Origin of the sequence: Pseudomonas sp. RIT-562 (assembly GCF_026241895.1) — a bacterium.
GTDB classification, from domain to species: Bacteria; Pseudomonadota; Gammaproteobacteria; order Pseudomonadales; family Pseudomonadaceae; genus Aquipseudomonas; species Aquipseudomonas mandelii_F.
Window position 1 is genome coordinate 135,474 of the sequence record NZ_JAPJIV010000015.1, and the last position, 26,849, is coordinate 162,322.

At 61.5% G+C, this 26,849-nt stretch carries 30 protein-coding genes and 1 riboswitch; of the genes, 12 read left to right on the top strand and 18 right to left on the bottom strand.

Translation table 11 applies throughout. The annotated features are described in order from the left end of the window. Positions 1-103: 103 nt before the first annotated feature. The 9 genes from ORL50_RS18725 to ORL50_RS18765 all read right to left on the bottom strand — a co-directional run bounded on the left by ORL50_RS18725 (position 104) and on the right by ORL50_RS18765 (position 5,081). Positions 104-1,105 (bottom strand): glutathione S-transferase family protein, encoded by a 1,002-nt coding sequence (locus ORL50_RS18725; RefSeq protein ID WP_266017143.1) that lies wholly within the window; start codon positions 1,103-1,105, stop codon positions 104-106. A 90-nt stretch (positions 1,106-1,195) separates the two neighbouring features. Then, positions 1,196-2,197, bottom strand: a complete 1,002-nt coding sequence (locus ORL50_RS18730; RefSeq protein WP_266017144.1) for a glycosyl transferase family protein — start codon at positions 2,195-2,197, stop codon at positions 1,196-1,198. Next, complete coding sequence (locus ORL50_RS18735; protein ID WP_266017145.1) at positions 2,194-2,529, bottom strand: TusE/DsrC/DsvC family sulfur relay protein; 336 nt, start codon at positions 2,527-2,529, stop codon at positions 2,194-2,196. The genes ORL50_RS18730 and ORL50_RS18735 overlap by 4 nt, the downstream gene beginning before the upstream one ends. Further along, positions 2,526-2,819: a sulfurtransferase complex subunit TusB gene (tusB, locus tag ORL50_RS18740; protein ID WP_266017147.1), complete on the bottom strand. Its 294-nt coding sequence runs from the start codon at positions 2,817-2,819 to the stop codon at positions 2,526-2,528. The genes ORL50_RS18735 and tusB overlap by 4 nt, the downstream gene beginning before the upstream one ends. Next, positions 2,819-3,175: a sulfurtransferase complex subunit TusC gene (tusC, locus tag ORL50_RS18745; protein WP_266017148.1), complete on the bottom strand. Its 357-nt coding sequence runs from the start codon at positions 3,173-3,175 to the stop codon at positions 2,819-2,821. Before tusC ends, tusB begins: the two co-directional genes overlap by 1 nt. A 1-nt stretch (position 3,176) precedes the next feature. Then, on the bottom strand, positions 3,177-3,566 hold the full coding sequence (gene tusD / locus ORL50_RS18750; protein WP_266017149.1) for a sulfurtransferase complex subunit TusD: 390 nt from the start codon (positions 3,564-3,566) through the stop codon (positions 3,177-3,179). A 187-nt stretch (positions 3,567-3,753) separates the two neighbouring features. After that, on the bottom strand, positions 3,754-4,458 hold the full coding sequence (locus tag ORL50_RS18755; protein WP_266017150.1) for a YoaK family protein: 705 nt from the start codon (positions 4,456-4,458) through the stop codon (positions 3,754-3,756). Positions 4,459-4,483: 25 nt separating this feature from the next. Next, positions 4,484-4,813, bottom strand: a complete 330-nt coding sequence (locus ORL50_RS18760) for a DUF6388 family protein (protein WP_266017152.1) — start codon at positions 4,811-4,813, stop codon at positions 4,484-4,486. A 19-nt stretch (positions 4,814-4,832) separates the two neighbouring features. Then, positions 4,833-5,081 (bottom strand): hypothetical protein, encoded by a 249-nt coding sequence (locus tag ORL50_RS18765; protein WP_266017154.1) that lies wholly within the window; start codon positions 5,079-5,081, stop codon positions 4,833-4,835. Between the two features lie 161 nt (positions 5,082-5,242). Here ORL50_RS18765 and ORL50_RS18770 point away from each other — a divergent pair, with 161 nt between their 5' ends. Beyond that, positions 5,243-5,593, top strand: a complete 351-nt coding sequence (locus ORL50_RS18770) for a hypothetical protein (protein ID WP_266017155.1) — start codon at positions 5,243-5,245, stop codon at positions 5,591-5,593. Positions 5,594-5,691: 98 nt separating this feature from the next. Here ORL50_RS18770 and ORL50_RS18775 read toward each other — a convergent pair whose 3' ends face one another. Further along, a complete protein-coding gene (locus tag ORL50_RS18775; protein WP_266017157.1) occupies positions 5,692-6,123 on the bottom strand; it encodes a GNAT family N-acetyltransferase in 432 nt (143 codons plus the stop codon). 148 nt (positions 6,124-6,271) lie between these two features. Between ORL50_RS18775 and ORL50_RS18780 the strand changes: the two genes are divergently transcribed. The 8 genes from ORL50_RS18780 (at position 6,272) to ORL50_RS18815 (ending at position 16,116) form a co-directional block, all read left to right on the top strand. Next, the gene (locus ORL50_RS18780; RefSeq protein ID WP_266017159.1) at positions 6,272-6,718 is read left to right on the top strand and encodes a hemerythrin domain-containing protein; all 447 of its coding nucleotides are present in this window, start codon (positions 6,272-6,274) and stop codon (positions 6,716-6,718) included. 126 nt (positions 6,719-6,844) lie between these two features. Continuing rightward, complete coding sequence (gene ggt / locus ORL50_RS18785; RefSeq protein WP_266017160.1) at positions 6,845-8,572, top strand: gamma-glutamyltransferase; 1,728 nt, start codon at positions 6,845-6,847, stop codon at positions 8,570-8,572. A gap of 191 nt (positions 8,573-8,763) precedes the next feature. Further along, positions 8,764-9,297, top strand: coding sequence for a cysteine hydrolase family protein (locus ORL50_RS18790; protein WP_266017162.1), 534 nt, complete (start codon positions 8,764-8,766; stop codon positions 9,295-9,297). Positions 9,298-9,370: 73 nt separating this feature from the next. Then, positions 9,371-10,507: a sterol desaturase family protein gene (locus ORL50_RS18795; RefSeq protein ID WP_266017163.1), complete on the top strand. Its 1,137-nt coding sequence runs from the start codon at positions 9,371-9,373 to the stop codon at positions 10,505-10,507. Next, the gene (locus tag ORL50_RS18800; RefSeq protein WP_266017164.1) at positions 10,474-11,493 is read left to right on the top strand and encodes a helix-turn-helix transcriptional regulator; all 1,020 of its coding nucleotides are present in this window, start codon (positions 10,474-10,476) and stop codon (positions 11,491-11,493) included. The genes ORL50_RS18795 and ORL50_RS18800 overlap by 34 nt, the downstream gene beginning before the upstream one ends. 151 nt (positions 11,494-11,644) lie before the next feature. Continuing rightward, positions 11,645-13,504 carry an amidohydrolase gene (locus ORL50_RS18805; protein ID WP_266017166.1) on the top strand — a complete coding sequence of 620 codons (1,860 nt, stop codon included), beginning with the start codon at positions 11,645-11,647 and terminating at the stop codon, positions 13,502-13,504. A gap of 20 nt (positions 13,505-13,524) precedes the next feature. Continuing rightward, positions 13,525-15,267, top strand: coding sequence for an amidohydrolase (locus ORL50_RS18810; protein ID WP_266017167.1), 1,743 nt, complete (start codon positions 13,525-13,527; stop codon positions 15,265-15,267). Positions 15,268-15,375: 108 nt separating this feature from the next. Further along, a complete protein-coding gene (locus ORL50_RS18815; protein ID WP_266017168.1) occupies positions 15,376-16,116 on the top strand; it encodes a TorF family putative porin in 741 nt (246 codons plus the stop codon). 219 nt (positions 16,117-16,335) lie between these two features. Here ORL50_RS18815 and ORL50_RS18820 read toward each other — a convergent pair whose 3' ends face one another. Then, a complete protein-coding gene (locus tag ORL50_RS18820; RefSeq protein WP_266017169.1) occupies positions 16,336-16,728 on the bottom strand; it encodes a hypothetical protein in 393 nt (130 codons plus the stop codon). 119 nt (positions 16,729-16,847) lie between these two features. On the opposite strand from ORL50_RS18820, the gene ORL50_RS18825 reads away from it, so the two are divergent. Next, positions 16,848-17,306 (top strand): GNAT family N-acetyltransferase, encoded by a 459-nt coding sequence (locus tag ORL50_RS18825; RefSeq protein ID WP_266017170.1) that lies wholly within the window; start codon positions 16,848-16,850, stop codon positions 17,304-17,306. A 3-nt stretch (positions 17,307-17,309) separates the two neighbouring features. Here the strand turns inward: ORL50_RS18825 and ORL50_RS18830 are convergent, their stop codons facing one another. Continuing rightward, positions 17,310-18,722, bottom strand: a complete 1,413-nt coding sequence (locus ORL50_RS18830; RefSeq protein WP_266017171.1) for a M15 family metallopeptidase — start codon at positions 18,720-18,722, stop codon at positions 17,310-17,312. Positions 18,723-18,803: 81 nt separating this feature from the next. Here ORL50_RS18830 and ORL50_RS18835 point away from each other — a divergent pair, with 81 nt between their 5' ends. Further along, complete coding sequence (locus ORL50_RS18835; RefSeq protein ID WP_266017172.1) at positions 18,804-19,475, top strand: DUF2268 domain-containing putative Zn-dependent protease; 672 nt, start codon at positions 18,804-18,806, stop codon at positions 19,473-19,475. 1 nt (position 19,476) lies between these two features. Here the strand turns inward: ORL50_RS18835 and ORL50_RS18840 are convergent, their stop codons facing one another. Both ORL50_RS18840 and ORL50_RS18845 read right to left on the bottom strand, forming a co-directional pair. After that, complete coding sequence (locus ORL50_RS18840) at positions 19,477-19,785, bottom strand: NIPSNAP family protein (RefSeq protein WP_266017173.1); 309 nt, start codon at positions 19,783-19,785, stop codon at positions 19,477-19,479. 79 nt (positions 19,786-19,864) lie between these two features. Continuing rightward, on the bottom strand, positions 19,865-20,761 hold the full coding sequence (locus ORL50_RS18845) for a DMT family transporter (protein ID WP_266017174.1): 897 nt from the start codon (positions 20,759-20,761) through the stop codon (positions 19,865-19,867). An 82-nt stretch (positions 20,762-20,843) separates the two neighbouring features. Between ORL50_RS18845 and ORL50_RS18850 the strand changes: the two genes are divergently transcribed. Next, positions 20,844-22,175: an aminotransferase-like domain-containing protein gene (locus tag ORL50_RS18850; RefSeq protein ID WP_266017176.1), complete on the top strand. Its 1,332-nt coding sequence runs from the start codon at positions 20,844-20,846 to the stop codon at positions 22,173-22,175. Positions 22,176-22,405: 230 nt separating this feature from the next. Here the strand turns inward: ORL50_RS18850 and ORL50_RS18855 are convergent, their stop codons facing one another. From ORL50_RS18855 to ORL50_RS18870, 4 genes are all read right to left on the bottom strand, one after another. Next, positions 22,406-23,179: an ABC transporter ATP-binding protein gene (locus ORL50_RS18855; RefSeq protein ID WP_266017177.1), complete on the bottom strand. Its 774-nt coding sequence runs from the start codon at positions 23,177-23,179 to the stop codon at positions 22,406-22,408. Next, positions 23,176-24,192, bottom strand: a complete 1,017-nt coding sequence (locus ORL50_RS18860; protein ID WP_266017178.1) for a FecCD family ABC transporter permease — start codon at positions 24,190-24,192, stop codon at positions 23,176-23,178. Before ORL50_RS18860 ends, ORL50_RS18855 begins: the two co-directional genes overlap by 4 nt. Further along, positions 24,189-25,202 (bottom strand): ABC transporter substrate-binding protein, encoded by a 1,014-nt coding sequence (locus ORL50_RS18865; RefSeq protein ID WP_266017180.1) that lies wholly within the window; start codon positions 25,200-25,202, stop codon positions 24,189-24,191. Before ORL50_RS18865 ends, ORL50_RS18860 begins: the two co-directional genes overlap by 4 nt. 144 nt (positions 25,203-25,346) lie before the next feature. Then, positions 25,347-25,541, bottom strand: a riboswitch (cobalamin riboswitch). Positions 25,542-25,587: 46 nt separating this feature from the next. Then, complete coding sequence (locus tag ORL50_RS18870) at positions 25,588-26,307, bottom strand: SDR family NAD(P)-dependent oxidoreductase (RefSeq protein ID WP_266017181.1); 720 nt, start codon at positions 26,305-26,307, stop codon at positions 25,588-25,590. Positions 26,308-26,849: the final 542 nt, after the last annotated feature.

Genomic DNA, 26,849 nt, shown 5'->3' on the forward strand with positions numbered 1-26,849 from the left:
AAGATTGGTGTTTGCCACAGATTTGTGGTTGAACACGATTCGCTGTAGGAGTGAGCCTGCTCGCGATTGGGCCTTACAATCCAAAGCAGAACCCAGATCAGACTCAGCTCCGCTGCCAAACCCCTTTCCCACTCAACCTCGCCCGGTCATGCCCGGCAGTAAAATCCTGCTGCGGCCCCTTAGGCACAATCCCGGTCGGATTGATGGTCTTGTGACTGCCATAGTAGTGATTCTTGATGTGAGTAAAATCCACGGTCCCGGCGATCCCCGGCCACTGATACAGCTCGCGTAACCAATTCGACAGGTTCGGGTAATCGGCAATCCGCCGCAGATTGCACTTGAAGTGCCCGTGATAAACCGCATCAAACCGAATCAAGGTCGTAAACAGCCGAACATCCGCCTCGGTCAGGTATTCACCTGCCAGGTAGCGATTGGCGTCTAACAACGCTTCCAGCCGATCCAGCTGCGCAAACACTTCGTCGAACGCTTCCTCGTAAGCCTGCTGCGAGGTGGCGAACCCTGCGCGATACACGCCGTTGTTCACCGCTGGATAAATCTGCTCGTTCAGCGCATCGATCTCGCCACGCAGCGGGGCCGGGTAGAAGTCCAGGTCGTTGCCGGTGAGATCATCGAACGCACTGTTGAACATGCGGATGATCTCCGCCGATTCGTTGCTGACGATGCGTTGCTGCTGTTTGTCCCACAGCACCGGAACCGTGACCCGGCCGGTGTAGTTCGCTGTATCAGCGGTGTAGCGCTGGTGCATGAACTCGAAGTGATCGAGCGGGTCACCGGTTGAGCCGAGGTTCTGGTCGAAGGTCCAGCCGTTCTCCAGCATCAGCCAGCTGACGACCGACACGTCGATGAGGTCTTCCAGACCTTTGAGCTTGCGCAGAATCAGGGTGCGATGGGCCCAGGGACAGGCAAGGGAAACGTAGAGATGATAGCGCCCGGCTTCGGCTGCAAAGCCACCGACTCCGCTAGGGCCAGGCTGGCCATCGGCAGTCACCCAGTTGCGACGCTGCGCCTGCTCGCGCTGGAATGCGCCGTCCTTGCTGCTTTCGTACCACTGGTCGTGCCAGCGACCTTCGACTAACAAACCCATGTTCAAGACTCCTCAACCAATATGCGTTGGAGAGGAGTCTATTCCGATAGGTTCGAACAAAAAGCGCAAAGGTTGGGCGGTTATGATCGGTTAAATCGATCTGTCCCGAGCTTCCCAGTACTGCCGGGCGGTTTCGAAGGCTTGCTCCCGGGGTTGGCCGAGACCGCGCAGGGCCAGGGCCATGGTCGCAATCAGGGCCATCTGCGGATAACTGTCGACCACGTCGCCGCGCCAGACTGCTTGCAGGTGCCCAGGGTCAAGTGCCGCAGGCTTAACGTGGCGCTGGCTGGACATCTGCGGCCATTCCTCGTCCCAGCTTACGCCGCCGGTGGTGCCGTAGAGGTGGCTGTCGGCGTCCGGGTTGATCTCGATTTCGCCGCCGTCACCCTTGACCACGATTGCGTTGTCGCCGAGCAGGCCGCTGGCATCGCGGTGCACCGCCTGGTAGCCGGGATGGAAGATGCTTTGCAGGCCACAGCGCGCACCCAGCGGATTGAGAATGCGGGTCAGGGAATGGATCGGCGAACGCAGGCCCAGGGTGTTGCGCAGGTCGATCATGCGCTGCAATTGCGGCGCCCAGTCCACCAGCGGCATGAACGCCAGGCCGCCATTATCGAGCGCGGCACCCACCTGCTGCCAGTTGCGGCACAGCGGAATACTCAAGCCTTGCAGCAGCTGCTCGCTGTACATCCGACCGGCCGTGTGTGCGCCGCCGCCGTGCATGAAGATTCGCACTCCGTTCTGCGCCAGGCACTTGGCTGCCAGCAAGTACCAGGGCAAGTGGCGCTTTTTACCGGCGTAGGTCGGCCAGTCCAGGTCGACGTGCAACTGCGGTGCCTGCAAGCGCTGACGCAAGGCTTCGGTAAAGCCGGCCATTTCCTCGGCGCTTTCTTCCTTGTGCCGCAACAGCATCAGAAACGCACCCAGTTGGGTGTCCTCGACCTTGTCGTCGAGCACCATGCCCATCGCTTCTCGCGCTTCCTCGCGGGTAAGGTCGCGGGCGCCGCGCTTGCCTTTGCCGAGGATCCTCACGAACTGGGCGAACGGGTGTTCGGCGGGCGTTTCGAGGGTCAGCACTGGGTAGTCGGTCATAGGCAATTCGTCGGTTTGGGCAGGCCCGCCAGTTTCGCGGCGAGTTTGGCAGGGGTGCCTTTGAACAGTCGGTTGAGGTGCAGGCTGTTGCCTTTTTCCGGACCGAGCTTCAACGCGGTGTACTTGATCAGCGGCCGGGTGGCCGGGGACAACTGGAATTCGGCATAAAAACTGCGCAGCAGTTCGAGGATCTCCCAGTGCTCTGGGCCGAGCTCTATATCTTCGGCGGCGGCCAGGGCGCTGGCCACTTCGGCGGACCAGTCGCCGAGTTCGACCAGGAAGCCGTCCTTGTCCACTTCGATGGCGCGGGCGCCGACAGTCAGCGTCTTCATAGCCAAGTGTTGACCTTGTCGTAGCGGATCGACAATCCGACGAAGGCCGGGTAGTCGATGCTGGTGGCCCAGCCTGGAACGCTCACCGCCCGTGCCTGGGCGTCTTCGGCCAGGACGAACAGGTTCAGTTCACGAGTGTTCAACGCGTCGAAAGGCGCAGTCCCCGGTTGCAGGGCATAGACCGCATCGCCACTGAGCAGCAGTCCGTCGTTTGCACCGATGATGCGCAGGCAACTGGTCAGGCGGTCGTCGCCGAACGGGGAATGAGACAACACATGCAAGGTCGACATCAGAGGGTGATCACCTGGTCGTAACGGTCAATGAGTGCGGTGACTTCGTGGCTGCCCAGCACTTGGGCCTCGTCCAGGGCAAAACTGCCCAGGCCCCGCGCGGCGGCACTGTCGGCGCAGACGAACAGGTCGTCGACACCGAACATCGGCAGCGCCTGCAGGTTGGCACTGAGGTCTTTCTGCTGCAGGGCCCTGGCGTCCTGTCCGGCGGCAAGCTGGAACACTCCGTCATCGAGAAACAGCAGGCCGATAGGCAGGTCGAAGGCGCCGCCGGCGAGCACGATGTCCAACGCTTCCCGGGCACTGGGCCCGGACCAGGGCGACTGGCGGCTGATGATCAACAAGGATTTGGCCATGTTACGCGCCTCCGAAACAGATCAATCGGTCGGCGTCCTGGACCGCGTCGTGCAACTGGCCAAGGCCGGACAGCTCCCACGGCGCACCGACCGCGACCGAGCGCTGGTAACGATTGGCTTCTTCTTCGTTCAACACACCACGGCGTAGCGCGGCGGCGATGCACACCACGCCGTCGAGCTGATGCTCGGCGACAAATTCGCGCCATTGCCGCGGCAGGTCCAGCTCGTCCTGGGCCGTCACCACGCTGGTCGATGCGTTGTAGACGCCATCCTGATAAAAAAACAGCCGAACAATCTCATGCCCCCCGGCCAGCGCGGCCTGGGCAAACAGCAGTGCACGGCGCGAGGAGGGCGCATGGGCGGCGGAAAACAGCGCGATGGCGAACTTCATGACGGACTCGATCAGCGAAACTGCGAGCATGATAAAGCTTTATGGGGGTTTAGGTTAAGACTGTGTCGCGGCCTTCGCGAGCAAGCCCGCTCCCACAGTTGACCGCATTCCCCAGTGCGTACTCGATCAAAATGTGGGAGCGGGCTTGCTCGCGAAAGCGGCCTTGGTATCGACACCAATACCGGATCTACCGCGGCATATACCCCAACTGCCACCGCCGTGGAATCTTCAATGCCAACAACCCAATCACCCCGGCGAGCAACCCGCTCACATACAGCGCCTGGAGCCCCAGGTAGTGTTCCAGCACCGCCCCCAGCACCGCGCCGACGAACATCCCGGTCCAGGGAATCAGTTGCACCCGCCAACCGTTGCGCCGTTCCCCGAGCATCCAGCGGCCCAGGCCGCGGCCAAAACGCGACAGGGCACCGGTCACATAGGTCAGGCCGACCGGCAGGCCGTTCACTTCTTCCACAGCGGCGTTGAGCATGCCCATGGCAATAATCGCCGCCAGCAGGGCGGGCAACTGTTCTTCATAAGGCCAGGCCGCAGCGCCGCACAGCAGCATGGCGATGCACATCAACAACGGCAACGCCCGACGACCGCCGAGCCGGCTGACCACGATCCCCAGGGCATTGCCGATGACGAAGGTGGCGACCAGGATCAGCAGGCGCAAGGTCAGGCTGAAATCGCCGTCGCTGATGGCCACCGCGAGGCGGGTGGTGTTGCCGCTCATGAACGAGACGAAATCGCCACTGGCCATGAAGCCAATGGCATCAGTCATGCCGGCGAGCACCGAAAGGCTGGCAACCAGCGACAGGCCGATGCGCCCGCGCCATTTACGAGCGTGCAGATGACCGTCGCTGGCGCGGTTACTGGAGGGCGAGGGCAACATCGGTGCTGGCATCCTTGAGCATGGGTTATTTACCCAACCCATATAACTCGCAATATTCCAGCCAGTCCATGCCCGCCATCTCGGCCACTTCGCGGTGCACTTCCAGGCGCTGTGCCTGATAGTCCGCCTCACTGGCGGCGGTCAGTTGCAGCGTCAGCTCCCAGGCAAACAAACCAAGGTTTTCAGCCTCGGCCTCGAAAGCCTCGTGCAGGCGTTCCTCGCGATACTGCGCGGCAGTCTCGCCCTTGGCCTGGGCCAACAGCGGGTTGAGGTTGTCGAGTTCGACGCGCAATTGCGGGCGCTGGTCGAGAAACTTCTTCAGTGCCTGCTCGTGTTGCTGTTCAGATGCCGCCATGGTTGCTCCTTTGCAAGGGTTACGCGTTCTGTTTCTTGCTGGCCTTGGCCGCAGCCGCCAGGCATTCGAGGGCAAATTGCTCGGGGTAAGTCATCTGGATCGGGGTGGTCTCGCCCTTGACGGTGCGTTCGCCATCAAGGATGTAGCGAATGCGCTTGTCGGTGACGCCGATGCGCTTGGCGATCCAGGACGGCGTCTGGCCAATCTGGCTGATCAGCTTGTCGGCGTATTCGGCGGTAGGTTTGTAGTATTCGGCGTTAGGTGTCATGGCCTTTCCAGAAAATGCGCCCGCAAATCGGGGCAATGCGACGTTTATGGCGCGACAGGGTGCGCGAATCATCACGCGGTGTCGCGGTATAAATAAAGTAAAGCAGAATGAAACGCAGTGCCTGGATGATACAGTCGGCTTTTTCCTGATGAGTGAACGCAATGCGAATTCTCCTGCTGGCCCTGGCCGCTACCCTGCTGACGGGCTGCGCGGGCTCGGTGATGAACGATGCTCGAAGCAAAACCCCATACCGCACCCTGAAGTCGGACAAACCTGAAAAAGTCGTGGCCCAGTGCGTGCAGTTTTCCTGGCAGGACGAGGCGGTGTTCGGCGTCGACGCCGGCGCCTACCTGCAGGCGGGCGAGAAGGGCGGGTCGACCGTCTACACCCGTGCGGCGGAATCGTTCGTGGACGTGACCACCGATGCTTCGGGGACCGTGTTGAGCTATTACGCCCAGCAGGACGATTTCGTGGCCAAGCGCCGATTGGCGGCGTTGGCGACCTGCCTGTAGATGAAGCCCCCCCTGTGGGAGCAAAGCTTGCTCGCGATGAACGATAACGCGGTACGCCATCGGCGATGCCATCGCGAGCAAGCTTTGCTCCTACAGGGTCAGGCGGCGTTGATCAGGCGCTTCTGAAAAAAGAAGCGCTTGTGCCCCGGTGGGTAATCGGCGATATGCCCGAACTCGCTATAACCCATCTTGCGGTAGAACCCCGGCGCCTGGAACTCGAAGGTGTCGAGCCAGATCCCCAGGCATCCCTTCTCCCTGGCGTGATCCTCGGCCATGCGCATCAGCCGTGATCCAAGGCCCTGTCCCCGGGCGCTTTCCGGCACCGACAGCAGCTCGATATACAACCACTGGTAAAACACCCGGCCATACAGGCCGCCGAGGATCTGCCCGTGCTCGTCGCGCACCAGCAGGGCGATCGGCTGCGGTTTGGAGACGCCCGCCTTTAAGGCGTTGTAGGCGCGCAGCGGCAGGAGAATCGCCTGGTGCTCTTCTTCAGTGGGGTTTTGCGTGGCTTCAATGCGTAGCGTCATCAGCTAAATCCTTATGGCCATAGTGAATCGGCCTGCAGCGTAGCGCGGCGCGGGGAAGTTGATCCAGCCCTGCAGTGGAACTGTCGCGCAAGCGCAAATGTCTAGCCTTAACAGCGTCATTTGAGAACGCAGCCGATGAGGACCACCCGTGAATATTTTTGAAGCCTTGCGTGAAAGCCACGAACGTCAACGTACCTATGCCGATGCGCTGATCCAGACCAGTGGCGATACCCCTGAGCGGGCCGAGGCCTACAAGCGCCTGAAGGCCGAACTGCAGGCTCACGAAACTGCCGAGGAGCGGCATTTCTACATCCCGTTGATGGAATTCGACAACGGCGTTGACCTCAGCCGTCACGCAATTTCCGAGCATCACGAGATGGACGAGATGATGGAGACCCTCGACGAGACCGAGATGTCCAGCCCGTCCTGGCTGGCTACGGCGAAGAAACTGTCGGAGAAGGTCCATCACCACTTGAAGGAAGAGGAGCAGAAATTCTTCCAGAGCGCCGGGAAACTGCTGAGCGAGACGCAGAAGAAAACACTGGCAGGCAAGTATTTGAAAGAGTTCGACGAGCAGCTCGAGCAGGCTTCCTGAGGAGGTTCCGACAAAGGATACCGCGGCGCCGGGGAGGCGCAATTCGCGATCGCGACCATACTTCGTACTGCTCTTGAAACGTTCCTCTGTTTGCTCCCGAACCTTAAAACAAAAAGAGACCGAATCATGAAGTTCGAACCCTTTGCCAAATCGCTCATAGCGACCTCCCTGGCGCTCAGCTGCCTTTCTACCTATGCCGCCTCCGTGGCCCCGGTCGCGGCCGAAAACGGCATGGTTGTCACCGCCCAGCACCTGGCCAGCCACATTGGTGTCGACGTGCTCAAGAACGGTGGCAACGCTGTCGATGCCGCCGTCGCAGTCGGCTATGCGTTGGCGGTGGTTTATCCCGCAGCGGGCAACCTCGGCGGCGGTGGCTTCATGACCATCCAGCTGGCCGACGGACGCAAGACCTTCCTCGACTTCCGGGAAAAAGCGCCGTTGGCCGCGACTGCCGACATGTACCTGGATAAAGAAGGCAATGTCGTTCCGGACCTGAGTACCCGCGGCCATTTGGCAGTCGGCGTGCCGGGCACCGTCTCGGGCATGGAGTTGGCCCTGTCGAAATACGGCACCAAGCCGCGCAAGGAGGTCATCGCCCCGGCGATCAAGCTCGCCGAAGACGGTTTCACCCTGGAGCAGGGCGATGTCGAGCTGCTCGAATACGCCACCGACGTCTTCAAGAAAGACATGAAGGATTCCGGCTCGATCTTCCTGAGCAACGGCGAACCGATGCAGGTCGGGCAGAAACTGGTGCAAAAGGACCTGGGCAAAACCCTGCGGGAAATCTCCGAAAAGGGCGCCGACGGTTTTTATAAAGGCTGGGTGGCCGACGCCATCGTCACCTCCAGCCAAGCCAACAAGGGCATCATCACCCAGGCCGACCTCGACAAGTACAAGACCCGCGAACTGGCCCCGGTGGAGTGCGATTACCGCGGTTATCACGTGGTTTCGGCGCCACTACCCAGCTCTGGCGGCGTGGTGATCTGCGAGATCATGAACATCCTCGATGGCTATCCGATGAAGGATCTGGGTTATCGCTCGGCCCAGGGCATGCACTACCAGATCGAAGCCATGCGTCATGCCTACGTGGACCGCAACAGCTACCTGGGCGACCCGGACTTCGTGAAGAATCCGATCGAGCACCTGCTCGACAAGAATTACGCGACCAAGGTCCGCGCCGTCATCGACCCGAAAAAGGCCGGCGTGTCCCGCGAGATCAAGCCCGGCGTTGCGCCTCATGAAGGCAGTAACACCACCCATTACTCGATTGTCGATAAATGGGGCAATGCGGTCTCGGTGACCTACACCCTCAACGACTGGTTCGGCGCGGGCGTCATGGCCAGCAAGACCGGGGTCATCCTCAACGATGAAATGGACGACTTCACCTCCAAGATCGGCGTGCCGAACATGTACGGTCTGGTGCAAGGCGAGGCCAACGTCATCGCTCCCGGCAAGGCGCCGCTGTCGTCGATGAGCCCGACTATCGTGACCAAGGATGGCAAGGTGGTGATGGTCGTCGGCACCCCCGGCGGCAGCCGCATCATTACCGCGACCCTGCTGACCATCCTCAACGTGATCGACTACGGGATGAACATCCAGGAAGCGGTGGACGCCCCGCGGTTCCATCAGCAATGGCTGCCGGAAGAAACCAACCTGGAGACCTTCACCACCAGCCCCGACACCGTGAAGATGCTCGAAAGCATGGGCCACAAATTTGCCGGTCCCCAGGACGCCAACCACGTCGCAGCGATCCTCGTCGGCGCGCCTTCGCTTGAGGGTAAACCAGTTGGCAACAACCGCTTCTACGGCGCCAACGACCCGCGACGCAACACCGGCTTATCACTCGGTTACTGATCTTCAAAAGGGCACAGAATTATTTTTCTGTCCTGTAGCAGCTGCCGAGCCCCGCGAGGCTGCGTCGATCGCGCAGCGGTTGCTGTCCAGTTAACATGCTGCGACCGCCGACGCAGCCTCGCGGGGCTCGGCCGCTGCTACAACGCACGGCGGATGTGCCGCCTGTCTCCACACATCAAGGAAGGACAATCATGACCACCGCACTGCTGATCATCGACGTACAGCACGCCTTGTGCACCGGCCAGTACGAATGCTTCGACATCCAACGAGTGATCGCCAGCATCAACACGCTCAGTGCCAGGGCCAGGGCGGCCAAGATTCCTGTGGTGCTGGTCCAGCACGAAGAACCGGGCGATTTGCTGCAACGGGGCTCCGAAGGTTGGCAACTGGCGAAGGAGCTGGTCACCTCATCCGAAGACCTGCGCGTACGCAAGACCACCGGGGATTCCTTCCACAAGACTCCACTCAAAGATTTGCTGCAAGAGCGGGAAGTCGATCGCCTGATCATCTGCGGCCTGCAAACCGATTACTGCGTGAACGCCACCGTGCGCCAGGCGCATGACCTGGGCTACGACGTGGTACTTGCCGCCGACGCGCATTCCACGGTCGACAACGGCAATCTGACTGCCGAAGACATCATCGCCGAGCACAACCAGACCCTGGCCCACCTGACCGGCCCGGTGGGTCGCATCGACGTCACGCCCGCCAACGAAATCAAGCTCTGATCTCGATCCACAGCTACACTTATCGCCTGTTCCATCAACCCCACGTCCTTCCTTTGGCTGAGGCGAACCTGTCGTGGAAGTTGTCGAGATTTTCTCTGGCTACCTGAAGGCGTGGGTGATCGAACCGGTCGTCCAGCAGTTCCTGGGCATCTTCGACCTTAACGGGCGCTTCGGCCTGCTGTTCCTTGGCGTGTCCTACGCGGTCGCCTACAGCCTGTTTCGCTATCGCAAGCAACGCGGTTTGACGGATGCACAAACCTTCTGGCAATTCATCGGTGCCAACCAGGTGCACTTCCACCCCTCTGCATTGCTGGATTACCGCTACTTCTTTGTACGCGCCATCCTCAAGGTCGCGCTGGTGCTGCCCATCGTGGGCCTGGTCGACCCCTACATCCTGCGCTCGGCCGACTATGTTGGGTTTTTCAGCAACCTGTGGGGAGCGCGCGTGCAGGTGCAGCAACACCTCGGGTTGTCCATGCTCTATGGGTTGGGCGTGTTTCTGATGCGCGACTTCACCCACTACTGGACCCACCGCGCCTTTCATACTCGCTGGCTGTGGGCTTTTCACAAGGTCCACCATTCGGCGCAAGTGCTTGTGCCCGCCACGGCCAGCCGCGTGCATTTTCTGGAAAAGGTCGTGGAGAAACTCTCCATCAGCCTGAGCGTCGGCGCCTGTGCCGGCGTGGTCTGGTATGCCTGTGGCGGCGAAGTCAGCCGCTATACCCTGTTCGGCGTGACCTACCTGGTGTTCATCCTCAACGGCCTGGCGGCGAACCTGCGGCACAGCCACGTATGGTTATCGTTTGGCCCGGCCATCGAGCACGTGCTCAACAGCCCGGCCCAGCACCAGATTCATCACAGCAATGCGCCGCGCCATTTCGACAAGAATTTTGGCGTTAACCTGTCACTGTGGGACTGGATGTTCGGCACGCTGTACCTCACCACTTCAAAGCCTGAAACACTGCAGTTTGGCCTCGCGGGCGAGGGCCCTGGGCGCTACCACTCGCTCGGCGACCTGATCTTCACGCCTTTGCGCGAGATCGCCAGCAAGGTCTTTACGCCCAGGCCATCGGCGCAAACCCCGCGCTGGCGTCAGCTCGTGATGAACTGGACGCAACAGCCAAGGCTATGGCATCGTCAAAGCAATACGTTGTGTAATGATCAGGATAAAAACCAATGGAGGAGGGAGACGAGGGCGGCGCCAAGGTAGCGGTGGCAACGCTGAAGGCGTTCAATCTTTGCGTACTGGAACTGGGTCGGCTGGCCCGCGATCTTCGTTCATCCCGATTCATCGAAGACGGCCTGCAGGCGTTCCGTGCACTGGTGCCTTTTGCGTCGGCCTGGTGGGGCGAGATGTCGGTGTCGGGCGTCAATATCCCTCCGAAAAGCTGGATGCACGGGCGAATCGACCTGCCCGAATCCTTCGCCGTGGAATGGCACAAGGGTGCCGATGCGGACAGTTTTTCCCATGACACTTTGAGCCAGCCCGGCACCGTCGTGCGCGACAGCGGTTATGACGATCTGGACGAAGTAGTGAGTGCCTTTGCCCGGCGGCACGACCTGTTCCATGCGATGTGCATCACCTTCGAGTTGCCCGAAAGCGGGTTGATGTTTTTTGTGTGCCTGTATCGCGGCCAACATGAACTCGCGTTCGAACAGGGCGAGGCGGCTTTGTTCAGCGCCTTCTGTGATCATCTGCTGCAGCTGTGGCGGTTCCAGGTGCAGGACATGATCCGCGTCGACACCGGCAATGGCGCGAGCGACTTCGGCGTCGCCCGCATGGATGGCAGCCTGCTGTACATCGGTGCTGCCCTGGGCGCGGCGATCCAGCGCGAATTGCCGCAATGGGACGGGTCGACCCTGCCCCTTGAGGTAATTGCCCAGCTGGCCAAGGCGCCGTGCGTGATGCGCCTGGGGCGCTGCGCCCTGACACTTTCGCCTAACGGCGAGCATGTGATCCTGTCCTTGGAATCCCTGTCACGCGGGGTGGTGCTCGCACCCCGGGAGCGCACGGCGGCCATGTTGTTTGCCGCCGGCCATTCCTACAAGGAAATCGCCAAGATCCTCGCCTTGAGTCCGGCAACCGTGCGCACCTACTTGCGTAATTGCTATGTGCAGCTTGGGGTGAAGAGCAAGGTCGAGCTCGGATCGGCGCTGCGCTCACCCTCTGCCAACACGCTGGCCAAATCCGGCTGAAGCGCGCGCAAGCGCAACTATTTCCCTCACCCTCCTCATTTGTAGAGGTCCATTCAAACGCCGCGCCCTATAGGGTAGGCCCTGCAAATACGGGGCTGGCACGGCAGTTTGAGCGGGCGCTTCGAAAACTATAAAAACAGAGGTGAGGCAGGTGAAATTCTCCAGGCTGGGTATCGCGGTAGCGGCATTTTCCTTCATGTCACTGGTGGGCTGTCAGACCCAGGCTTCCAACGGCGCCGACATGGTCATGCGCAACGGTTATGTCTACACCGTCGATGGTCAGAATGCCGTACAACAGGCGATCGCGGTTACGGCCGGCAAGATCGTCTATGTCGGCAGCGACCAGGGGGCTGCAGCGTACATTGGCAAACAGACCCAGCTGATCGACCTGGCCGGGCGCATGCTGATGCCGGGCTTCGTCGATGCACACATGCACCCCGGTGACGGTGGCCGGGCCATGACCTTGTGCGACCTGAAATACCAGACCATGACCCGCAAGGTATTCCAGGAACGGATTCAAGCCTGCCTGGATGCCGAGCCGGACAAAGGACCGGATGTCTGGCTGGAGGTCGGCAGCTGGGACCGCATGGGCATGGACGGGCTCGATGGCGACCCGGACAAGTCGACGCTGGACGCGCTCAAGACCAAACGTCCGATCCAGGTGCGCTCCAGCGACTTCCATACCGTGCTGGTCAACTCACGCGGGCTGGCGCTCGCTGGCATCGACAAGCAGACGGTTGATCCCAGCGACGGCAAGTACGCCCGTGACAGCGCTGGCAATCCCACGGGTATCTGCGAAGACGGCGCCGCCGAATCGATGGCCGCCGTGATACCACCTGCCAGCGATGCACAGAAGTTGCTGCAGATACGCGCCGCACTCGACGCCATGCGCCAGCAAGGCATCACCAGTTTCTTCGATGCCTTGTCGGGGGCGGAAACTGCCCGGGCATTCACCCAACTGCAACACTCGGGCGAGCTTACCGCCCGCGCGCTGTTGGCCATCAAGCTGGACCCGGCGGCCGCCGCAGCAGACCCTACCAAGACCATCGCCGAAGCGAAGGCCCTGGCCGCCACCTACGACCAGGGCGAAGCCCAACCGACGCCGGGCGTGAGCATGCGCCACGTTAAATTGTTCATGGACGGCATCATCAATGCGCCTGCGGACACCGGTGCGATGTTGACGCCTTACCTGCAAAACAGCGGGACCGAGAAGGCCCCCAAGTGGACCCCGGGCAAAAATCTCGGCGAGTTGTATTTCCCCTCGCAGACGCTCAACCCGTTGTTGCTCAAGGCTGTCGAGGCGGGTCTGGATCCGCACCTGCATGCAACCGGCGAGCGGGCCGTGCGCGCCTCGCTGGACAGTGTCGAATACGTGCGCCGGCAGCTGCCCGGCAGCGATTTCCGACCTGCCATCGCCCACGCCGAATCGGTGGACCCCGCCGACTATCCGCGCTTCAAGGCGCTCGATGTGACGGCAACCATGTCCTTTCAGTGGGCGCAGCAGGCACCGTCCACCGTTGACGGCACCAACGAACATCTGGGGCCGGCACGTTTTGCCCGCATGGAACCGTCCGGCAGCATCGCCAACGCCGGTGGGCGCATTGCCTATGGCAGCGACTGGCCGGTCGATCCGCTGGACGAGTTTCTCGCGCTGAAAATTGGCGTCACCCGCTCTGGCGATCCGCTGAACCCTCACAGCTATGGGCCCGACTATGCCGGCAAGCTCAATGCCGACCCGGCCCTGTCGCGCAGCGCTGCGCTGCGAGCCATCACCCTGAATGCCGCCCAACAGCTGAAGCTGGAGAGCGTCACCGGCTCGCTCGAAGTCGGCAAGTTCGCCGACCTTATCGTCCTCAACCGTAACTTCATGCAGGTGCCGGAAGCAGAACTGGGCCGCAATGAGGTGCTGTTGACCGTCGTCGGAGGCAAGGTGGTGTGGGCCAAGGCGCCTTTTGTAGGCCTTGACCCGCAAGCGTTGTCCCAAGCTTCAGTCACCCCGACCGCTCAATAAAAAAACCAGAGAGCACTCCCATGCAACGATTTTTTCCCAACCTGTTGGCTGCCGCGCTGGCTGTGACCTCGCTGCAAGCGCTGGCTGCCGCCGACCTGGTGTTGTTCAACGGCAAAGTATTCACCGCCGAACCGGGGCAGGGGCTGGCCCAGGCCGTGGCCGTGCAAGATGGCAAGATTCTTCAGGTAGGCAGCGATGCCCAGATCAACGCTTTGGCCGATGAGCGTACCCAGCGCATCGACCTGGCGGGCAAGGTGTTGATGCCCGGCATGATCGACAGCCACAGTCACCCGGTGGTGGCGGCGTTCGACAGCATGGGCGCGACGCTGCTGGATGAGGTCAAGCCGCTGCCGGAACTTGAGCAATGGATCATCGAGCAGGACCAGGCCGGACGCGCTCGTGCCGGTGACGTCATCAGCATCGCCGGGGTCAGCTCGGCCTATTGGGAGAACAGCCGGGAGCTCGGCGAGCGCTTCAATCAGGGCCGCTGGGCCGATCAACCGTTGGTGCTGAGCGGCATCGACGGGCATACCGGCTGGGCCAACAACGCCATGCTCAAGCGCCTGAAGATCGACGCCGCGCTGGTGCAGAGCCTGTCGGAATCCGAGCGCAGCTACGTCGGCCACGAGAAGGACTTCACGCCCACCGGTTACTTTGCCGAGTCGCGTTGGGACCAGGTCCGCAGCCAGATTCCGCCACCCAGCCAGCAGGTCATGCTGCAGGCGGCGCGAGAAGCTGTCAGGGTCAATAATCAATACGGCGTCACTGCCTGGATGGACGCTGCGGCGAACGCCGGCAGCGCTGACTCGCTGTTCGATTTTAACGCCACCGAGCAGAGCTTCGGCGTGCTGCCGCTATACCGCGAACTGGCTGAGAAGGGCGAACTGACGGCGCATGTGGCGGCCTTGCTGCTGACCAATCCGAAGAGCAAACCGGCCGACCTGGCAGTGCTGGACAAGGTCGTGCAGAAATTTGCCGGCGTGCCCAACCTGACCTTCCCGGGCCTGAAGATTTTTGCTGATGGCGTGCTGGAGTTCCCAGGTCAGACAGCCGCGGTGATCGTGCCATTCAAGAACAGTGGCAAAGACGGTCAACTGCTGATTGATCCCGCCCGCTTCGGCGACTTGGTGGTGGCCGCAGAACAGCGCGACTGGATAGTGCACATGCATGCCGTCGGGGACCGCGCGGTGCGTGAATCGCTCAATGCCTTTGAGTATGCACGCAAGCTCAATCCGACGCCCATGCCGCACAGCATCAGCCACCTGCAGCTGGTCAACCCCAAGGAATTTGCCCGCTTCAAGCAACTGGGGGTGATCGCTTCCATGCAATTACTGTGGGCCACGGGGGAGAGCTATACCGTGGAACTGGTCAAGCCGTACATCAGCGCGTTTGCCTATGGCTACCAATATCCTGCGCGCTCATTGCATGACGCTGGCGCGCTGATCGCCGGCGGCAGTGACTGGCCGGTATCCAGCCCCAATCCGTGGAATGCCATCGCCCAGGCCAGCACCCGAAAAGGCCCGCTTGGGGTGTTGAATGCCAAGGAAAGCCTCGACCGCCAGAGCATGTTTTATGCTTACACGATCAACGCCGCCAAAGCCTTGCGCCTGGAGAAACAGATCGGCTCGCTGTTACCCGGCAAACAGGCTGACCTGATCATCCTCGACCGCGACGTGTTCAAGGTCAGCGACGATGAGCTGTTCGACACCCAGGTGTTGAAAACCTTCTTCGCCGGCAAAGAGGTCTACGCCCCGGCGTCCTGACCGCGGCTTTACCACCCCTGAAAAAACCCCCCTGGCTCCTCGCCCCACGAGGAGCTCGGCATCCGCACGCCCGAAATTCCTGCCACCCCATAACAACAAGAGAATCGTATGAACTTGCGCGCATTGTTCACCCTCGCCAGCCTGGCCCTGGCGCCCTTGACGTCCCAGGCCATGGCGCTCGATGAAGACTTCAGCCTGGACCTGAGTCTGGCCGCCGTCAGCGACTACCGTACTCGCGGGATTTCCCAGACCTTGGGGGATCCGGCGCTCCAGGCCGGCGCCACGCTAGTCCACAGCAGCGGCCTGTACGTTGGCGCCTGGACTTCAAACGTGGATTTCGGCGGCCCGTTCAAGACTCGCCAGGAGCTCGAGTATTTCGCCGGTTACTACTGGCAGGCGACCGATGCCATCAGCCTCGACCTGGGTTATCTCAAGTACGATTATCCAAAGGAGGGGCAATTCAACTTCAGTGAGGCGTACGGCATTCTCGACGTCTACGGGGTCAAGCTCGGCGTCTACTACTCCAACGACACGCCCAACGTGTTTGGCGAAGACCAGGATACGCTCTACACCTACCTCGCCTATAAAATCGAATTGCCAGCTGATGTGGGGCTGGACCTGCGCGTGGGTCGCGGCGACGTCAAGGACCCGGCCTACTGGTCCGGCAGCGGCGATAACCGCGACGCTTACTACGAATGGGAAGCCAAACTCAGCCGCGATTTTGTCGGCGTGACCTGGGGGCTGAGCTACGTAGATACCGACCTGTCGCAAAGCGAATGCGCAAGCTGGTATGGCTATGGTGATCTGTGCACGGCTACGGTGGTCGCGAGCGTCAGCAAGACATTCTAGATTGCCGGACGCTTCGTAGGAGCTGCCGAGTGAAACGAGGCTGCGATCTGTTGACCCTGAAAAGCCAGATCAAAAGATCGCAGCCTCGTTTCACTTGGCAGCTCCTACAGGGTATCTGCGGTGAACAAGGGTTTTACAACGACGCACATTCCTGTGGGAGCGGGCTTGCTCGCGAAGGTATTGAGGGCGCCGCGTTCATATGGAATACACGCTTAATCTTTATCCAGCGCCCTTGATCGCAGCCGTCATATGAGGCACCGCATAAGCCTTGTACCAATGATTCATTCCTTCAATGGCAGTCTTCGCCGGCGCACTGTCGCGGGCCCCCACGAGCTCTGCGCATGCCTGCGCCATGGCCACCAGGATCCTTGCCGCCTCGGGCACGTAGGGCAGGTCATCCCTGGTTTCGTGGCGCTCACGAATGATCTGGTAGCGGATGTTTTCCGGCAAGGTCCAGGCACTGATCAGAAACTCCTGAACCGTGCAATCGATACCGTTGACGTGCACGGTCACATCGCGATGTTCCTCGCGCAAACCCGCTGCTTCGAGCTGTTCGCAGGTATCGATGACGGTGTTCATCATGTCGCGGATTTGTTGCCAGTCGGTTTTCATTTGAGGTCCATTTCAAGAGGCGGGTCGTAGGGGCTGAGGAGAGAATCGAGGCTGCGATCTTTTGATCTATCCTTGCCTACCAACAATACCCCAATCCACCCCCACAGAGACAACCGACCATGTCCCTCCAGGCCCTGCGTGCTGACGCCAGCCATCTCGAACTGATCGCTCCATTGTTCGACGCCTATCGCGTTTTCTACCGCCAACCCTCCAACCTGGCGCAATCGCGTGCTTTCGTCGCCGAGCGCATCGCCCGGGACGAATCGGTGATTTTCCTGGCCCAGGACGACACCGGCGAGGCGTTGGGATTCGTCCAGCTGTTCCCGACGTTTTCCTCCATCGACGCCCACCGCACCTGGCTGCTCGGGGACCTGTTCACCACGCCCAATGCCCGCGGTCGCGGGGTGGCCACCTTGCTGATGAACACCGCACGCTCCTATGTCGTGTTGTCGGGCGGCAAAGGCATGGTGCTGGAAACCGCCACCGACAACCTCAACGCCCAGCGCCTGTACGAATCGCTGGGTTACGTGCGCGACAGCGGTTACTACACCTACTGCCTCGATTTGCAGCAGCGCTGAAAGTCAGCGCTCCGGCAGGCCCCAGGCTGAGCGAACTTGTTGGTATTGCGCTTCGGGCATTTGCACCAGCAGCGGAGATTGACCAGGGTCCAGCCAATCCAGCAGACGGGTAATGTCCGCCGTGTCCATGGCCGTGCACCCCGCTGTCGGCGAAGTGGGGCCGCGCCAGATGTGGAAGAAGATGCACGAGCCTGCGCCGGAGGTTGCCGGGGTGTTGTGCTGGATGAAAATGCCTCTGCGATACAGCACATCCTCGCTGCGCATGTGCTCGGAGCTGTTCCAGTCCTTGGCAATGGCAGCGCCGTCCACCAGTTCGTTGTAGCGCGTGGACTGGCTGTCATCCACGCATTCGATGGACGGCGTCAGTGCCAGGTACGGCAGTTTCGTCGATGCGCTCGAATCAAACCCGAACGCCGTGCCCAAGGGGAATACGCCCGCAGGTGCCTTGCCGTCGCCCTCACGTTTGACCGGGCCGGCGCCGGGTTCGAACGTGCCCTTGCCCCAGGCCATCCCGTGCTTGCCGACAACTACGGCAAAGGCGTCGCCGGATTTGCGAAAAGTGCTGCCATCGCGTTCATAGCGCTGGGCGCGACCCTGAATGTCGTCCCAATTGTTGCTGGTGACCACCACCAACTGCTGACTGGCGTCGATCAGGTCGCGGGTGCTCAGGGCAGTGATCGGGAAATCCATCACCTGCTTGTTTCCCCCTTCGCCAGTGTATGTGAAGTGCCACCACTCCTTCGAATAGCCGGTAAAGCCGGCTTTCTCCATGGCGCTGGTGAGCCGCTGGCGATTGGCTTGTGCCGTGGCATTGATCGCCGTGCTCGCTGTGTGGGCGCGCTCATCGAAGCAGTCAAAACCGGTGCCCATATCGAGCGCGCCGTCGGGCCAACGCTGGTCAACGGGTGCAGTGCAGTCGACCGGCGTGGCCGCAGGGGTCCATTTGGCCGCCGGCAACGCCGCAGGTCCAGTCAGGGTCAGGTCGACGGTCGAGCCTTTGGAATGCCCCGAAACCCGCGCCACATAACCCAGTCGCCAGAAGTCCTGTTTGTCCACCCGCGGATAGAACTCGGCCTTGCGCGGGTCACCCGGCTGAGTCGCGAAGCGACCCATGTCGGCCACCGCACGGCTGGGGCGATAGCAGTCGAAGACCTTCAAGCCATAACCCTCCGCGCGCAGGGTCTTCTGCACTTGGGCCAGGGCCTGGGCGGTTTCCAGGGACAACAGGCACTCGGCGGCGAGATACCCATCAAGTGCGTGACCGGTAAAGTTATGGGCACTGGCGTAACGGATGTCCTGCTCGATGCTCGGGTCTATGGTGCGCAAATACACCATGTGCCCGGGCCGGGGCTCGGCGCTGGCCGTGGTCAATATGGCAAGGTTCAGGAGGGCGAGGATTGCAGTTCTCAGGCGCATGGTCAGACTGGCTTCCGCTGGATATGATTGGCCGCTTGGCTGGCTGAGCTTAGCTTCCACCACGATTGAAGGGATAGATGAATGGACTCATGGACACTGCACTGGCTGCAAGCCTCGGGCGACCTGGCCGAGTTTCGCGCCGAGTTGACCGGCGAATTCGCTGCGGCTTACCAGACTCTCTCGCGCCTGCGGCCGCCGCCCAGGCTGGATATTCTGATTCAGGTACTGCCCGGCGAAACCATCCCGGAAATGGGCATCGTCGGGCGCGCATACCGCAGCAGCATGTTTTCCATGACTGTCGATCCGCACAATCCGAATTTCCTCGCGAGCTTGCGCAACGGCACCCTGCATCGGCAGATCATCCATGAGGTGCATCACTGCCTGCGCATGGCGGGTCCCGGATACGGCTGGACCCTTGGTGAGGCATTGATCAGCGAGGGTCTGGCCGGCCAGTTCGTGCGGCAGTTGCTCGGCAGCGAAGCGGAACCGTGGGAGAGGGCGGTGAGCAGCGCCGACCTGCTGTGTACTCCGGTCGAGCGCCAAGCCCTGGACGCCACGTACTACGATCACAACGCGTGGTTTTTCGGCACCGGAATTCACCCGAAATGGCTGGGCTACACGCTCGGTTATCAGATGGTGGAACAGTGGCTGGCGGGGGCAGGCGACATTGACGCGGCAACCTGGATCAATGTCCCCGCCAGCTTGATCATCGATTCGGCAGTCGAAGCAGGATTTGTTTCACAAAAAGCCTGAGTTAATCCCCAAACACCGGCCGGAAAAAACTGCGCTCATAACTGAGAATGCACTTGGTTTCCTCGGCATATTTGAAGGCAGCCATGCACTCCGGGTCTTGCATTGAGTCGTGGCGATAACGCTCGTACTCCGCCAGGCTCGGGAACGTGAACATCGCCAAGGCGATATTGTTCGCGCCCTCCGAAGGCAGGAAATAGCCGTGATGCTGGCCACCAAATTTTTCCACCAACGGAATCCACAGCTTGGCGTAGTACTCGAACGCTTTCAGTTGGTAAGGATCAAGCACGTACTTCAGATAACAAGTAACCACGATGTTTCCTCAATAATTGCCAGTCAAGGTGCTATGAAATCACGAATCGCTGCATGAGTGGGAGCTGGCGCCGACACTGTCACCTGGCAAATTTTTTCGCCCCGGCCACACACACAATCACCGCCACCGTCACCCCCAGCATCGCCGGGCTGACCTGCTCATGCAGCAGCGTGGCCGCCAGAGCCAGGCCGAAAAACGGCTGCAGCAACTGCAGCTGGCCGACCGCCGCGATACCACCCTGGGCCAGTCCGCGATACCAGAACACAAAGCCCACCAGCATGCTGAAAATCGACACATACCCCAGGCACACCCAGGCCGACGGAGTAATGCCCGAGAAGGTCGGTGGCGCCAGCCACCAGGCCAATGGCGCCATTACCGGCAACGACAACAGCAGCGCCCAGCAGATTACCTGCCAGCCGCCAAGGGTCCGGGACAGCTTTGCGCCTTCGGCATAACCAAGGCCGCAGGCGAGGATCGCCGCCAGCATCAGTAAGTCGCCGACAGGCGAAGCGCTCACTCCTTGGGACAGGGCAAAACCGACTACCAGCAGGCTGCCCAGAATCGAGAACAACCAGAACACCGGGCGCGGACGTTCGCCGCCGCGCAATACGCCAAATATCGCCGTGGCCAGTGGCAGCAGGCCGACGAAGACGATCGAGTGGGCGGACGTCACGTACTGCAACGCCAGTGCGGTCAGCAACGGGAAACCGACCACCACGCCCAGCGCGACGATGGCCAGGGGCATCAGTTGCTGCCGGGCAGGGCGCCGTTCCCTGAATAGCCAGAGCATGCACAGCGCCAGCACCCCGGCGATGCTGGCGCGGACGACGGTGAGGAACACCGGATCGAACTCCAGCACGGCCAGGCGGGTGGCGGGCAGCGAGCCGCTGAAGATCAACACGCCGATGAATCCGTTCAGCCAGCCGCTGCTGGTTTTTTCCAGGCCGGTGTTTTGCAGGTTCGATGCACGTTCCATTTAGTCACACTCAAATTTGCAGAAATCCATCCTAGGGTCGAGAATCGATAACAATCAAAAAATTGTCATGGATACATCGCCCATGCCGCGCTCACGCTACAAATCTCTGGTGGATGCCTTCGCCGCCGATATCCGCGCCGGTCGCCTGTTGCCTGGCACCCGCTTGCCGACTCACCGCCAACTGGCGAGCCGTGAAGGGCTGGCGCTGGTGACGGCGAGCCGCGTCTATGGCGAGCTTGAAGCCATGGGCCTGGTCAGTGGCGAAACCGGACGCGGCACCTTCGTGCGGGAGACCTCGCTGCCACCGAATCTGGGGATCGATCAGCAGGACGTCGCGGCCGGCATGATCGATCTCAACTTCAACTATCCGTCGCTACCGGGGCAGGGCGAGATGCTGCGCAGTGCGTTGCGCCAGCTGGCCGCTGGCGGTGATCTGGAGGCGCTGTTGCGTTACCAGCCGCACGCGGGCCGTCTGCACGAGCGTGCATCGGTAGCGCGACATCTGGGCGCGCGAGGGTTGAGTGTCGACGCGCAGCAAGTACTGATGGTCAGCGGCGCCCAACATGGCCTGGCGGTGACCATGATGGCGTTGCTCAAACCAGGCGATGTGATCGCCGCAGACGCCTTGACCTACTCAGGCTTCAAGGTGCTGGCCGAAGCCTTGCACCTGGAAATCGCGCCGATTCCTGGCGGTGCCGGCGGTCCGGATCTCGATGCCCTGGAAAGACTCTGCAGCAGTCGGCGAGTGCGCGCGGTGTACAGCATGCCGACGCTGCACAATCCCCTGGGCTGGGTGATGCCTGCCGCGCAGCGTGAGCAATTGGTGGCGATTGCGCGCAAGCACGGGCTGCTGATTATCGAGGACGCGGCCTACGCGTTCCTCGCTGAAAACCCGCCGCCACCACTGTTTACGCTGGCGCCGGAACGGACCGTTTACGTGTCCGGTTTATCCAAGAGCATTGCCACCGGGCTGCGAGTCGGCTTCGTCGCCGCGCCGCTGGACAAGGTGCCTGCTATTGAACGAGCCATCCGCTCCACCACCTGGAACACCCCGGGGGTGATGACCGCGATCGCCTGCGCCTGGCTCGACGATGGCACGGTGATGCAGTTGGAAGCCGAGAAGCGTGCGGACGCCCAGGCCAGGCAAATCGTCGCGTTGCGTGCGCTGGATGGGCTGCGTTGTGTGACCCATCCTTCATCTTATTTTCTGTGGCTGCCGCTGGCCGAAGATGCCCGCGCCGACCAGATTACCAAGGCGTTGATGGGGGCGAATATTGCTGTGTCGACGGCTGAGCCGTTTGCCACATCGGCGCATGTGCCCCATGCGATTCGGTTGGCGTTGGGGTCGGTGGATATCGATACGCTTGAGATGGCGTTGGCGCGGGTTAAGTGGATGGTTGGAGCGTATTCGTAAGAGGGGCTGCCACATTCAACAGCTGTGTCAAATGACCCAGCGCAATCGCGAGCAGGCTCACTCCTACATTTGCACCATGGTTGTCCGCAGATCCATCGCCCATCGCAGCCCCCTGTAGGAGTGAGCCTGCTCGCGATGAGGCCGTCAAATCCAACATCTATGTCAACTGACCCAGGGCAATCGCGAGCAGGCTCACTCCTACATGGCCACTCTTGTCCGCAGATGTCCCCTTAACCGCGAAATCGCAGAATCTGCTTACCATCGAACGGGTCCACCAGGTAATGCGCCTGCACCCCAAAAGTGGCCTGCAGGCGCTCGGGAGTGAGCACCTCCAAGGGCTTGCCCAGCGCCACCAGCTGACCCCGCTCCAGCACAGCCAGCCGATCACAAGTCAGGGCCTGGTTGAGGTCATGCAGGGCGATCACCGTAGTCACCGGCAGCGCGTGTACCACTTGCAAAATGGCCAGCTGATGCTGGATGTCCAGGTGGTTGGTGGGCTCATCCAGCAGCAGGATCTGCGGCCGTTGCGCCAGGGCGCGGGCGATGTGCACGCGCTGGCGCTCACCGCCGGAAAGGCTGCGCCAGGTGCGGTTTTTCAAGTGCGCGGCGTCGACATCAACCAACGCCTGCTGGACAATTTGCGCGTCCTCCCGGGACCACGGACGCAACGCTGACAGCCAGGGTGTGCGGCCCAGGGACACGGCGTCCAGCACGCTGATGGCGTCATCGGTGTCCGCCTGCTGTTCGACCACCGCCAGGGTTTGCGCAATCGTGCGCCGTGGCAAATTGCCCAGGCGTGTGCCGCCCAGAATGACTTCGCCCCGGGAAGGCTCGCGCACCCCGGCGAGCAACTTGAGCAAGGTTGATTTGCCAGACCCGTTGGGCCCGACGATGCCCAAGGTTTCCCCGCATTGAATCTGCAGCTGAACGTCGTGCAGCAGCCGCGCCTCGCGAACATCGAAGCCCAGCCCGGAGCAGCTCAGTACCGCCTCGGCGAGACTCATCGGGCATTCCTCCGCCCGACCAGGATCAACGCAAACACCGGCGCGCCCACCAGCGCGGTAATCACCCCGACCGGGATCACCTGGCCCTTGATCAAGGTTCGCGACAACACGTCTGCGGCGATCAGGAACAGCGCGCCGCCCAGTGCACTGGCGGGCAGTAGGCGCGCATGGCGAGTGCCCAGCAACAGGCGCACGGCGTGGGGAATGACCAGCCCGACGAAACCGATCGAGCCGACGATCGACACCATCACCGCCGTCACCAGCGCCGCGCTGCCCACCAATATGAATTGCACGCGCCGCACCGGGATGCCGAGGGACGCTGCCGAGTCAACCCCGAACGTGAACGCGTCCAGCGCCCGCCGGTGCCACAGGCACACCGCCAGGCCAAGCAGCGCCACGGGCACCGATAACCACACCGACGGCCAGCGCACGCCACTGAGATTGCCCAGCAGCCAGAACAGGATGCCGCGCGCCTGCTCGGAACTGGCGGACTTGGTGATCAGGAAAGCCGTCAGCGCGTTGAACAGCTGCGACCCGGCAATCCCCGCCAGAATAATTTGCCCGGTGCCGCTGGCCGAGCCGCTGACCCGCGCCAGCAGAATCACCAGGGCGAAGGCTGCGACTGCCCCGGCAAACGCGCCGACAGACAACGAAATCGCCCCGGCACCCAGCCCCAGCAACGCCACCAGTACCGCCCCGGTGGACGCCCCCGCGGAAATACCCAGCAGGTAGGGATCGGCCAGTGGATTGCGCAGCAGCGACTGCAGGATCACCCCACAGGTTGCCAGCCCTGCGCCGCACGCAGCGGCCACCAGGGCGCGGGTCAGGCGGTAGTTCCAGACAATGCCCTCGTCGATCGGGTCGAGTACATGACCGGCCGCCCACAACTTGTTGGCCAACACCTGGAAAACCACGCCCGGCTCGATCGGCGTTTCGCCAATGGCCACGCCGGCGATTACCGCCAGCAGTAGGGTGACAAAGGCCAGCAGGGTGCGAATCAGCGTTGCGCTCATTTCGGCAGGTCGTAGCCGTTGATGGCGGTAGCCAGCGTTTCCAGGCCATCGAACATCCGCAGGCTGGCCTGCATCGCCATGGCGTCGAGGATGATGATGCGGTTGTTTTTCACAGCATCCATGTTGCGAGTGACCGGGTCACTGCGCAGGAAGGCCAGTTTCTTTTCATGGTCGTCGGCGGGGAAGCGGCGGCGATCCATCCGCGCGATCACCAGGAAAGTCGGGTTGGCCTTGGCGATGGTTTCCCAGCCGACCGTTGGCCATTCTTCATTGGACTGCACCACGTTGCGCACGCCCAGGGTGTTAAGCATAAAGTCGGGAATGCCCTTGTGGCCGGCGACATAGGGGTCGATATCGAGGCTGGCGCTGGAGAACCAGAACAGCGCGCTGGTGTGCTTGAGGTCCTTGTCCTGCACAAGGGCAATGGACTTCGCCAGGCTGGCCTTGAGCTCGGCGGTCAGCTGTTCGCCACGGTCCTGTACATCAAAGATCTGCGCCAGCTGGCTGACGCTCTTGTACAGGCTGTCGATGCGAAACGCCTCCAGCCGAGTGCCGTCGGCCCCCACCAGGTTGTCCTTGGCTTCGCAGTCGGAAGGCATGAGGTAAGTCGGGATGTTCAGTTCGTGGAACTGCTCGCGGGTGCCGACCGCGCCTTGCGGGCCGACCATCCACTCCAGTTCCACCGCCACCAGCTGCGGACGCTTGCCGATCACCGCCTCGAAACTCGGCTCGTTATCGGCCAGGCGTTCAACCTTGGCGTTCTCGCTCTGGTAGCGCCCCAGCACATCGTTGAACCACAGCGAGGTACCCACCAGGCGGTCACTCAAGCCCATGGCATAGAGCATTTCCGTGCCGGCCTGGCCGATGGTCACGGCGCGGCTTGGCGCCTGCTGGAAAGTCAGGGTGCTGCCGCAGTTTTCCACGGTCAGGGGGTATTGAGTCGGTGCCGCCTGGGCAAGGGCACACAATCCCAGGCCCATGAAGAGGGTGGCGAAGCGGGGCAGCAGCATGGGGCGATCTCCAGTAGAACCGTATACGGAGCAGAGGTATACGGTCTGGAAACACATCATCGAACGCTGCCGGAAATGCAGTGCACTGCTGATCACCAGGGTGACCCACACGCCAAGGATGTCCTTCCCGGACACCCCGCCGGTTAGTGATTTGCTTGGCCGGCAGGTCTCCTGACTGGTGCGTCATCACCCGGCTCCGGCCTTCCCGGGCGTGATCCCAGTGGCAGTCGTGGAGCAGGCTCAGCACCTACAGTTGCGGGGGCAGTTCCGTTTGATGCTGCGCGAGCATCACGGATTCCCTATTAATCCCATGTGGAAACCGGCGGCCGCATGGTAGTCGATCAGGCCGCCGTTGGGGAACCCGCGTTCGCCGAATCATATGTACTTAGAAACGCTCGTCGAGAATCGCCGGCAGTGTGATCTCCCTGACGAAACTGGCCGAAGACAAACTCAGGGCCATGCGCACCACCTGCACCACGTCGTGCACCGGAATCAGTTGCCCGTCGCCGCGCTGTTCGGCAGTTGACCTTGGGGTATTGAAGTCGTCTTCGGTATTGAGGTAACCCAGGTTCAGGCAGGTGACGCCCAGACGCTGCTCGCGGTAGCCTTCGCGCAACGCATCGGCCATCCCGCGCAGGGCAAACTTGGAGGCGCCGAACGCGACTTCCGGGCGACCGCTGCGGGCCAGACCGGAAGTCGATCCGGTGAGGATGATTCTCGGGTTGGCGCTTTTGAGCAGCACCGGCAGCAGGCGTTTGATCAGCATGATAGGCGAGGTGATATTGCAATTGACGATGGCCTGCAATTGCTCATCGTCATCGGCCAGAAACGCGTAGGCAGGGTCGAACGCCAGGGTTTCCCAGATCCCGAGGTTGTAGATCAGGGTGTCCAGTCCGTCCTCGGCCACCGCGTGTTCAAGGGCCCTGGCTGCCGTGATGGCATCACCCAGATCGGCCTCCACCCAGTGCACTTGCACCCCCTCCTGGGGCTTGATGTGGTCGGGACGCGTGCGGGAAACGCCGATCAGCGTGTCGCCTGCACCACCCAGACCTTCGACCAGGGCTTTGCCCAGACCTTTGCTTGCACCCACCACCATGGTTTTCATCATTGGTCTCCTTGACCGCACTGCTACGAGGAGGGGTATGCAAGCAAATGGGCAGCGGTTTGGCAACCGCTAACGATCCCCCGCCCCCCGTAGGAGCTGGCTTGCCAGCGATGGCGGAGTGTCAGCCGACAAATTCTCCAGCCGAAAGACCATCGCGAGCAGGCTGACTCCTGCAGGGATCTGCATTTGATTCAATACTTGCGTACGACGAAGTCCCACTGCAGGAGCGAGCCTGCTCGCGATGGCGGAGTGTCAGCCAACAAATTCTCCAGCTCAAAGACCATCGTGAGCAGGCTCACTCCTACAGGGATCTGCATTTGATTCAATATTTGCGTACGACGAAGTCCCACTGCAGGAGCGAGCCTGCTCGCGATGGCGGAGTGTCAGCCAACAAATTCTCCAGCTGAAAGACCATCGCGAGCAGGCTCACTCCTACAGGGATCTGCATTGGATTCAATATTTGCGTACGACGAAGTCCCACTGTAGGAGCGAGCCTGCTCGCGATGGCGGAGTGTCAGCCAACAAATTCTCCAGCTGCAAGA

Bases quoted from the DNA above. Each gene is read 5' to 3' on its own strand.
- ORL50_RS18725 (WP_266017143.1), bottom strand. From the start codon at position 1,105: ATGGGTTTGTTAGTCGAAGGTCGCTGGCACGACCAGTGGTACGAAAGC.
- ORL50_RS18730 (WP_266017144.1), bottom strand. From the start codon at position 2,197: ATGACCGACTACCCAGTGCTGACCCTCGAAACGCCCGCCGAACACCCG.
- ORL50_RS18735 (WP_266017145.1), bottom strand. From the start codon at position 2,529: ATGAAGACGCTGACTGTCGGCGCCCGCGCCATCGAAGTGGACAAGGAC.
- tusB (WP_266017147.1), bottom strand. From the start codon at position 2,819: ATGTCGACCTTGCATGTGTTGTCTCATTCCCCGTTCGGCGACGACCGC.
- tusC (WP_266017148.1), bottom strand. From the start codon at position 3,175: ATGGCCAAATCCTTGTTGATCATCAGCCGCCAGTCGCCCTGGTCCGGG.
- tusD (WP_266017149.1), bottom strand. From the start codon at position 3,566: ATGAAGTTCGCCATCGCGCTGTTTTCCGCCGCCCATGCGCCCTCCTCG.
- ORL50_RS18755 (WP_266017150.1), bottom strand. From the start codon at position 4,458: ATGTTGCCCTCGCCCTCCAGTAACCGCGCCAGCGACGGTCATCTGCAC.
- ORL50_RS18760 (WP_266017152.1), bottom strand. From the start codon at position 4,813: ATGGCGGCATCTGAACAGCAACACGAGCAGGCACTGAAGAAGTTTCTC.
- ORL50_RS18765 (WP_266017154.1), bottom strand. From the start codon at position 5,081: ATGACACCTAACGCCGAATACTACAAACCTACCGCCGAATACGCCGAC.
- ORL50_RS18770 (WP_266017155.1), top strand. From the start codon at position 5,243: ATGCGAATTCTCCTGCTGGCCCTGGCCGCTACCCTGCTGACGGGCTGC.
- ORL50_RS18775 (WP_266017157.1), bottom strand. From the start codon at position 6,123: ATGACGCTACGCATTGAAGCCACGCAAAACCCCACTGAAGAAGAGCAC.
- ggt (WP_266017160.1), top strand. From the start codon at position 6,845: ATGAAGTTCGAACCCTTTGCCAAATCGCTCATAGCGACCTCCCTGGCG.
- ORL50_RS18790 (WP_266017162.1), top strand. From the start codon at position 8,764: ATGACCACCGCACTGCTGATCATCGACGTACAGCACGCCTTGTGCACC.
- ORL50_RS18800 (WP_266017164.1), top strand. From the start codon at position 10,474: ATGGAGGAGGGAGACGAGGGCGGCGCCAAGGTAGCGGTGGCAACGCTG.
- ORL50_RS18810 (WP_266017167.1), top strand. From the start codon at position 13,525: ATGCAACGATTTTTTCCCAACCTGTTGGCTGCCGCGCTGGCTGTGACC.
- ORL50_RS18815 (WP_266017168.1), top strand. From the start codon at position 15,376: ATGAACTTGCGCGCATTGTTCACCCTCGCCAGCCTGGCCCTGGCGCCC.
- ORL50_RS18820 (WP_266017169.1), bottom strand. From the start codon at position 16,728: ATGAAAACCGACTGGCAACAAATCCGCGACATGATGAACACCGTCATC.
- ORL50_RS18825 (WP_266017170.1), top strand. From the start codon at position 16,848: ATGTCCCTCCAGGCCCTGCGTGCTGACGCCAGCCATCTCGAACTGATC.
- ORL50_RS18830 (WP_266017171.1), bottom strand. From the start codon at position 18,722: ATGCGCCTGAGAACTGCAATCCTCGCCCTCCTGAACCTTGCCATATTG.
- ORL50_RS18835 (WP_266017172.1), top strand. From the start codon at position 18,804: ATGGACTCATGGACACTGCACTGGCTGCAAGCCTCGGGCGACCTGGCC.
- ORL50_RS18845 (WP_266017174.1), bottom strand. From the start codon at position 20,761: ATGGAACGTGCATCGAACCTGCAAAACACCGGCCTGGAAAAAACCAGC.
- ORL50_RS18850 (WP_266017176.1), top strand. From the start codon at position 20,844: ATGCCGCGCTCACGCTACAAATCTCTGGTGGATGCCTTCGCCGCCGAT.
- ORL50_RS18855 (WP_266017177.1), bottom strand. From the start codon at position 23,179: ATGAGTCTCGCCGAGGCGGTACTGAGCTGCTCCGGGCTGGGCTTCGAT.
- ORL50_RS18860 (WP_266017178.1), bottom strand. From the start codon at position 24,192: ATGAGCGCAACGCTGATTCGCACCCTGCTGGCCTTTGTCACCCTACTG.
- ORL50_RS18865 (WP_266017180.1), bottom strand. From the start codon at position 25,202: ATGCTGCTGCCCCGCTTCGCCACCCTCTTCATGGGCCTGGGATTGTGT.
- ORL50_RS18870 (WP_266017181.1), bottom strand. From the start codon at position 26,307: ATGAAAACCATGGTGGTGGGTGCAAGCAAAGGTCTGGGCAAAGCCCTG.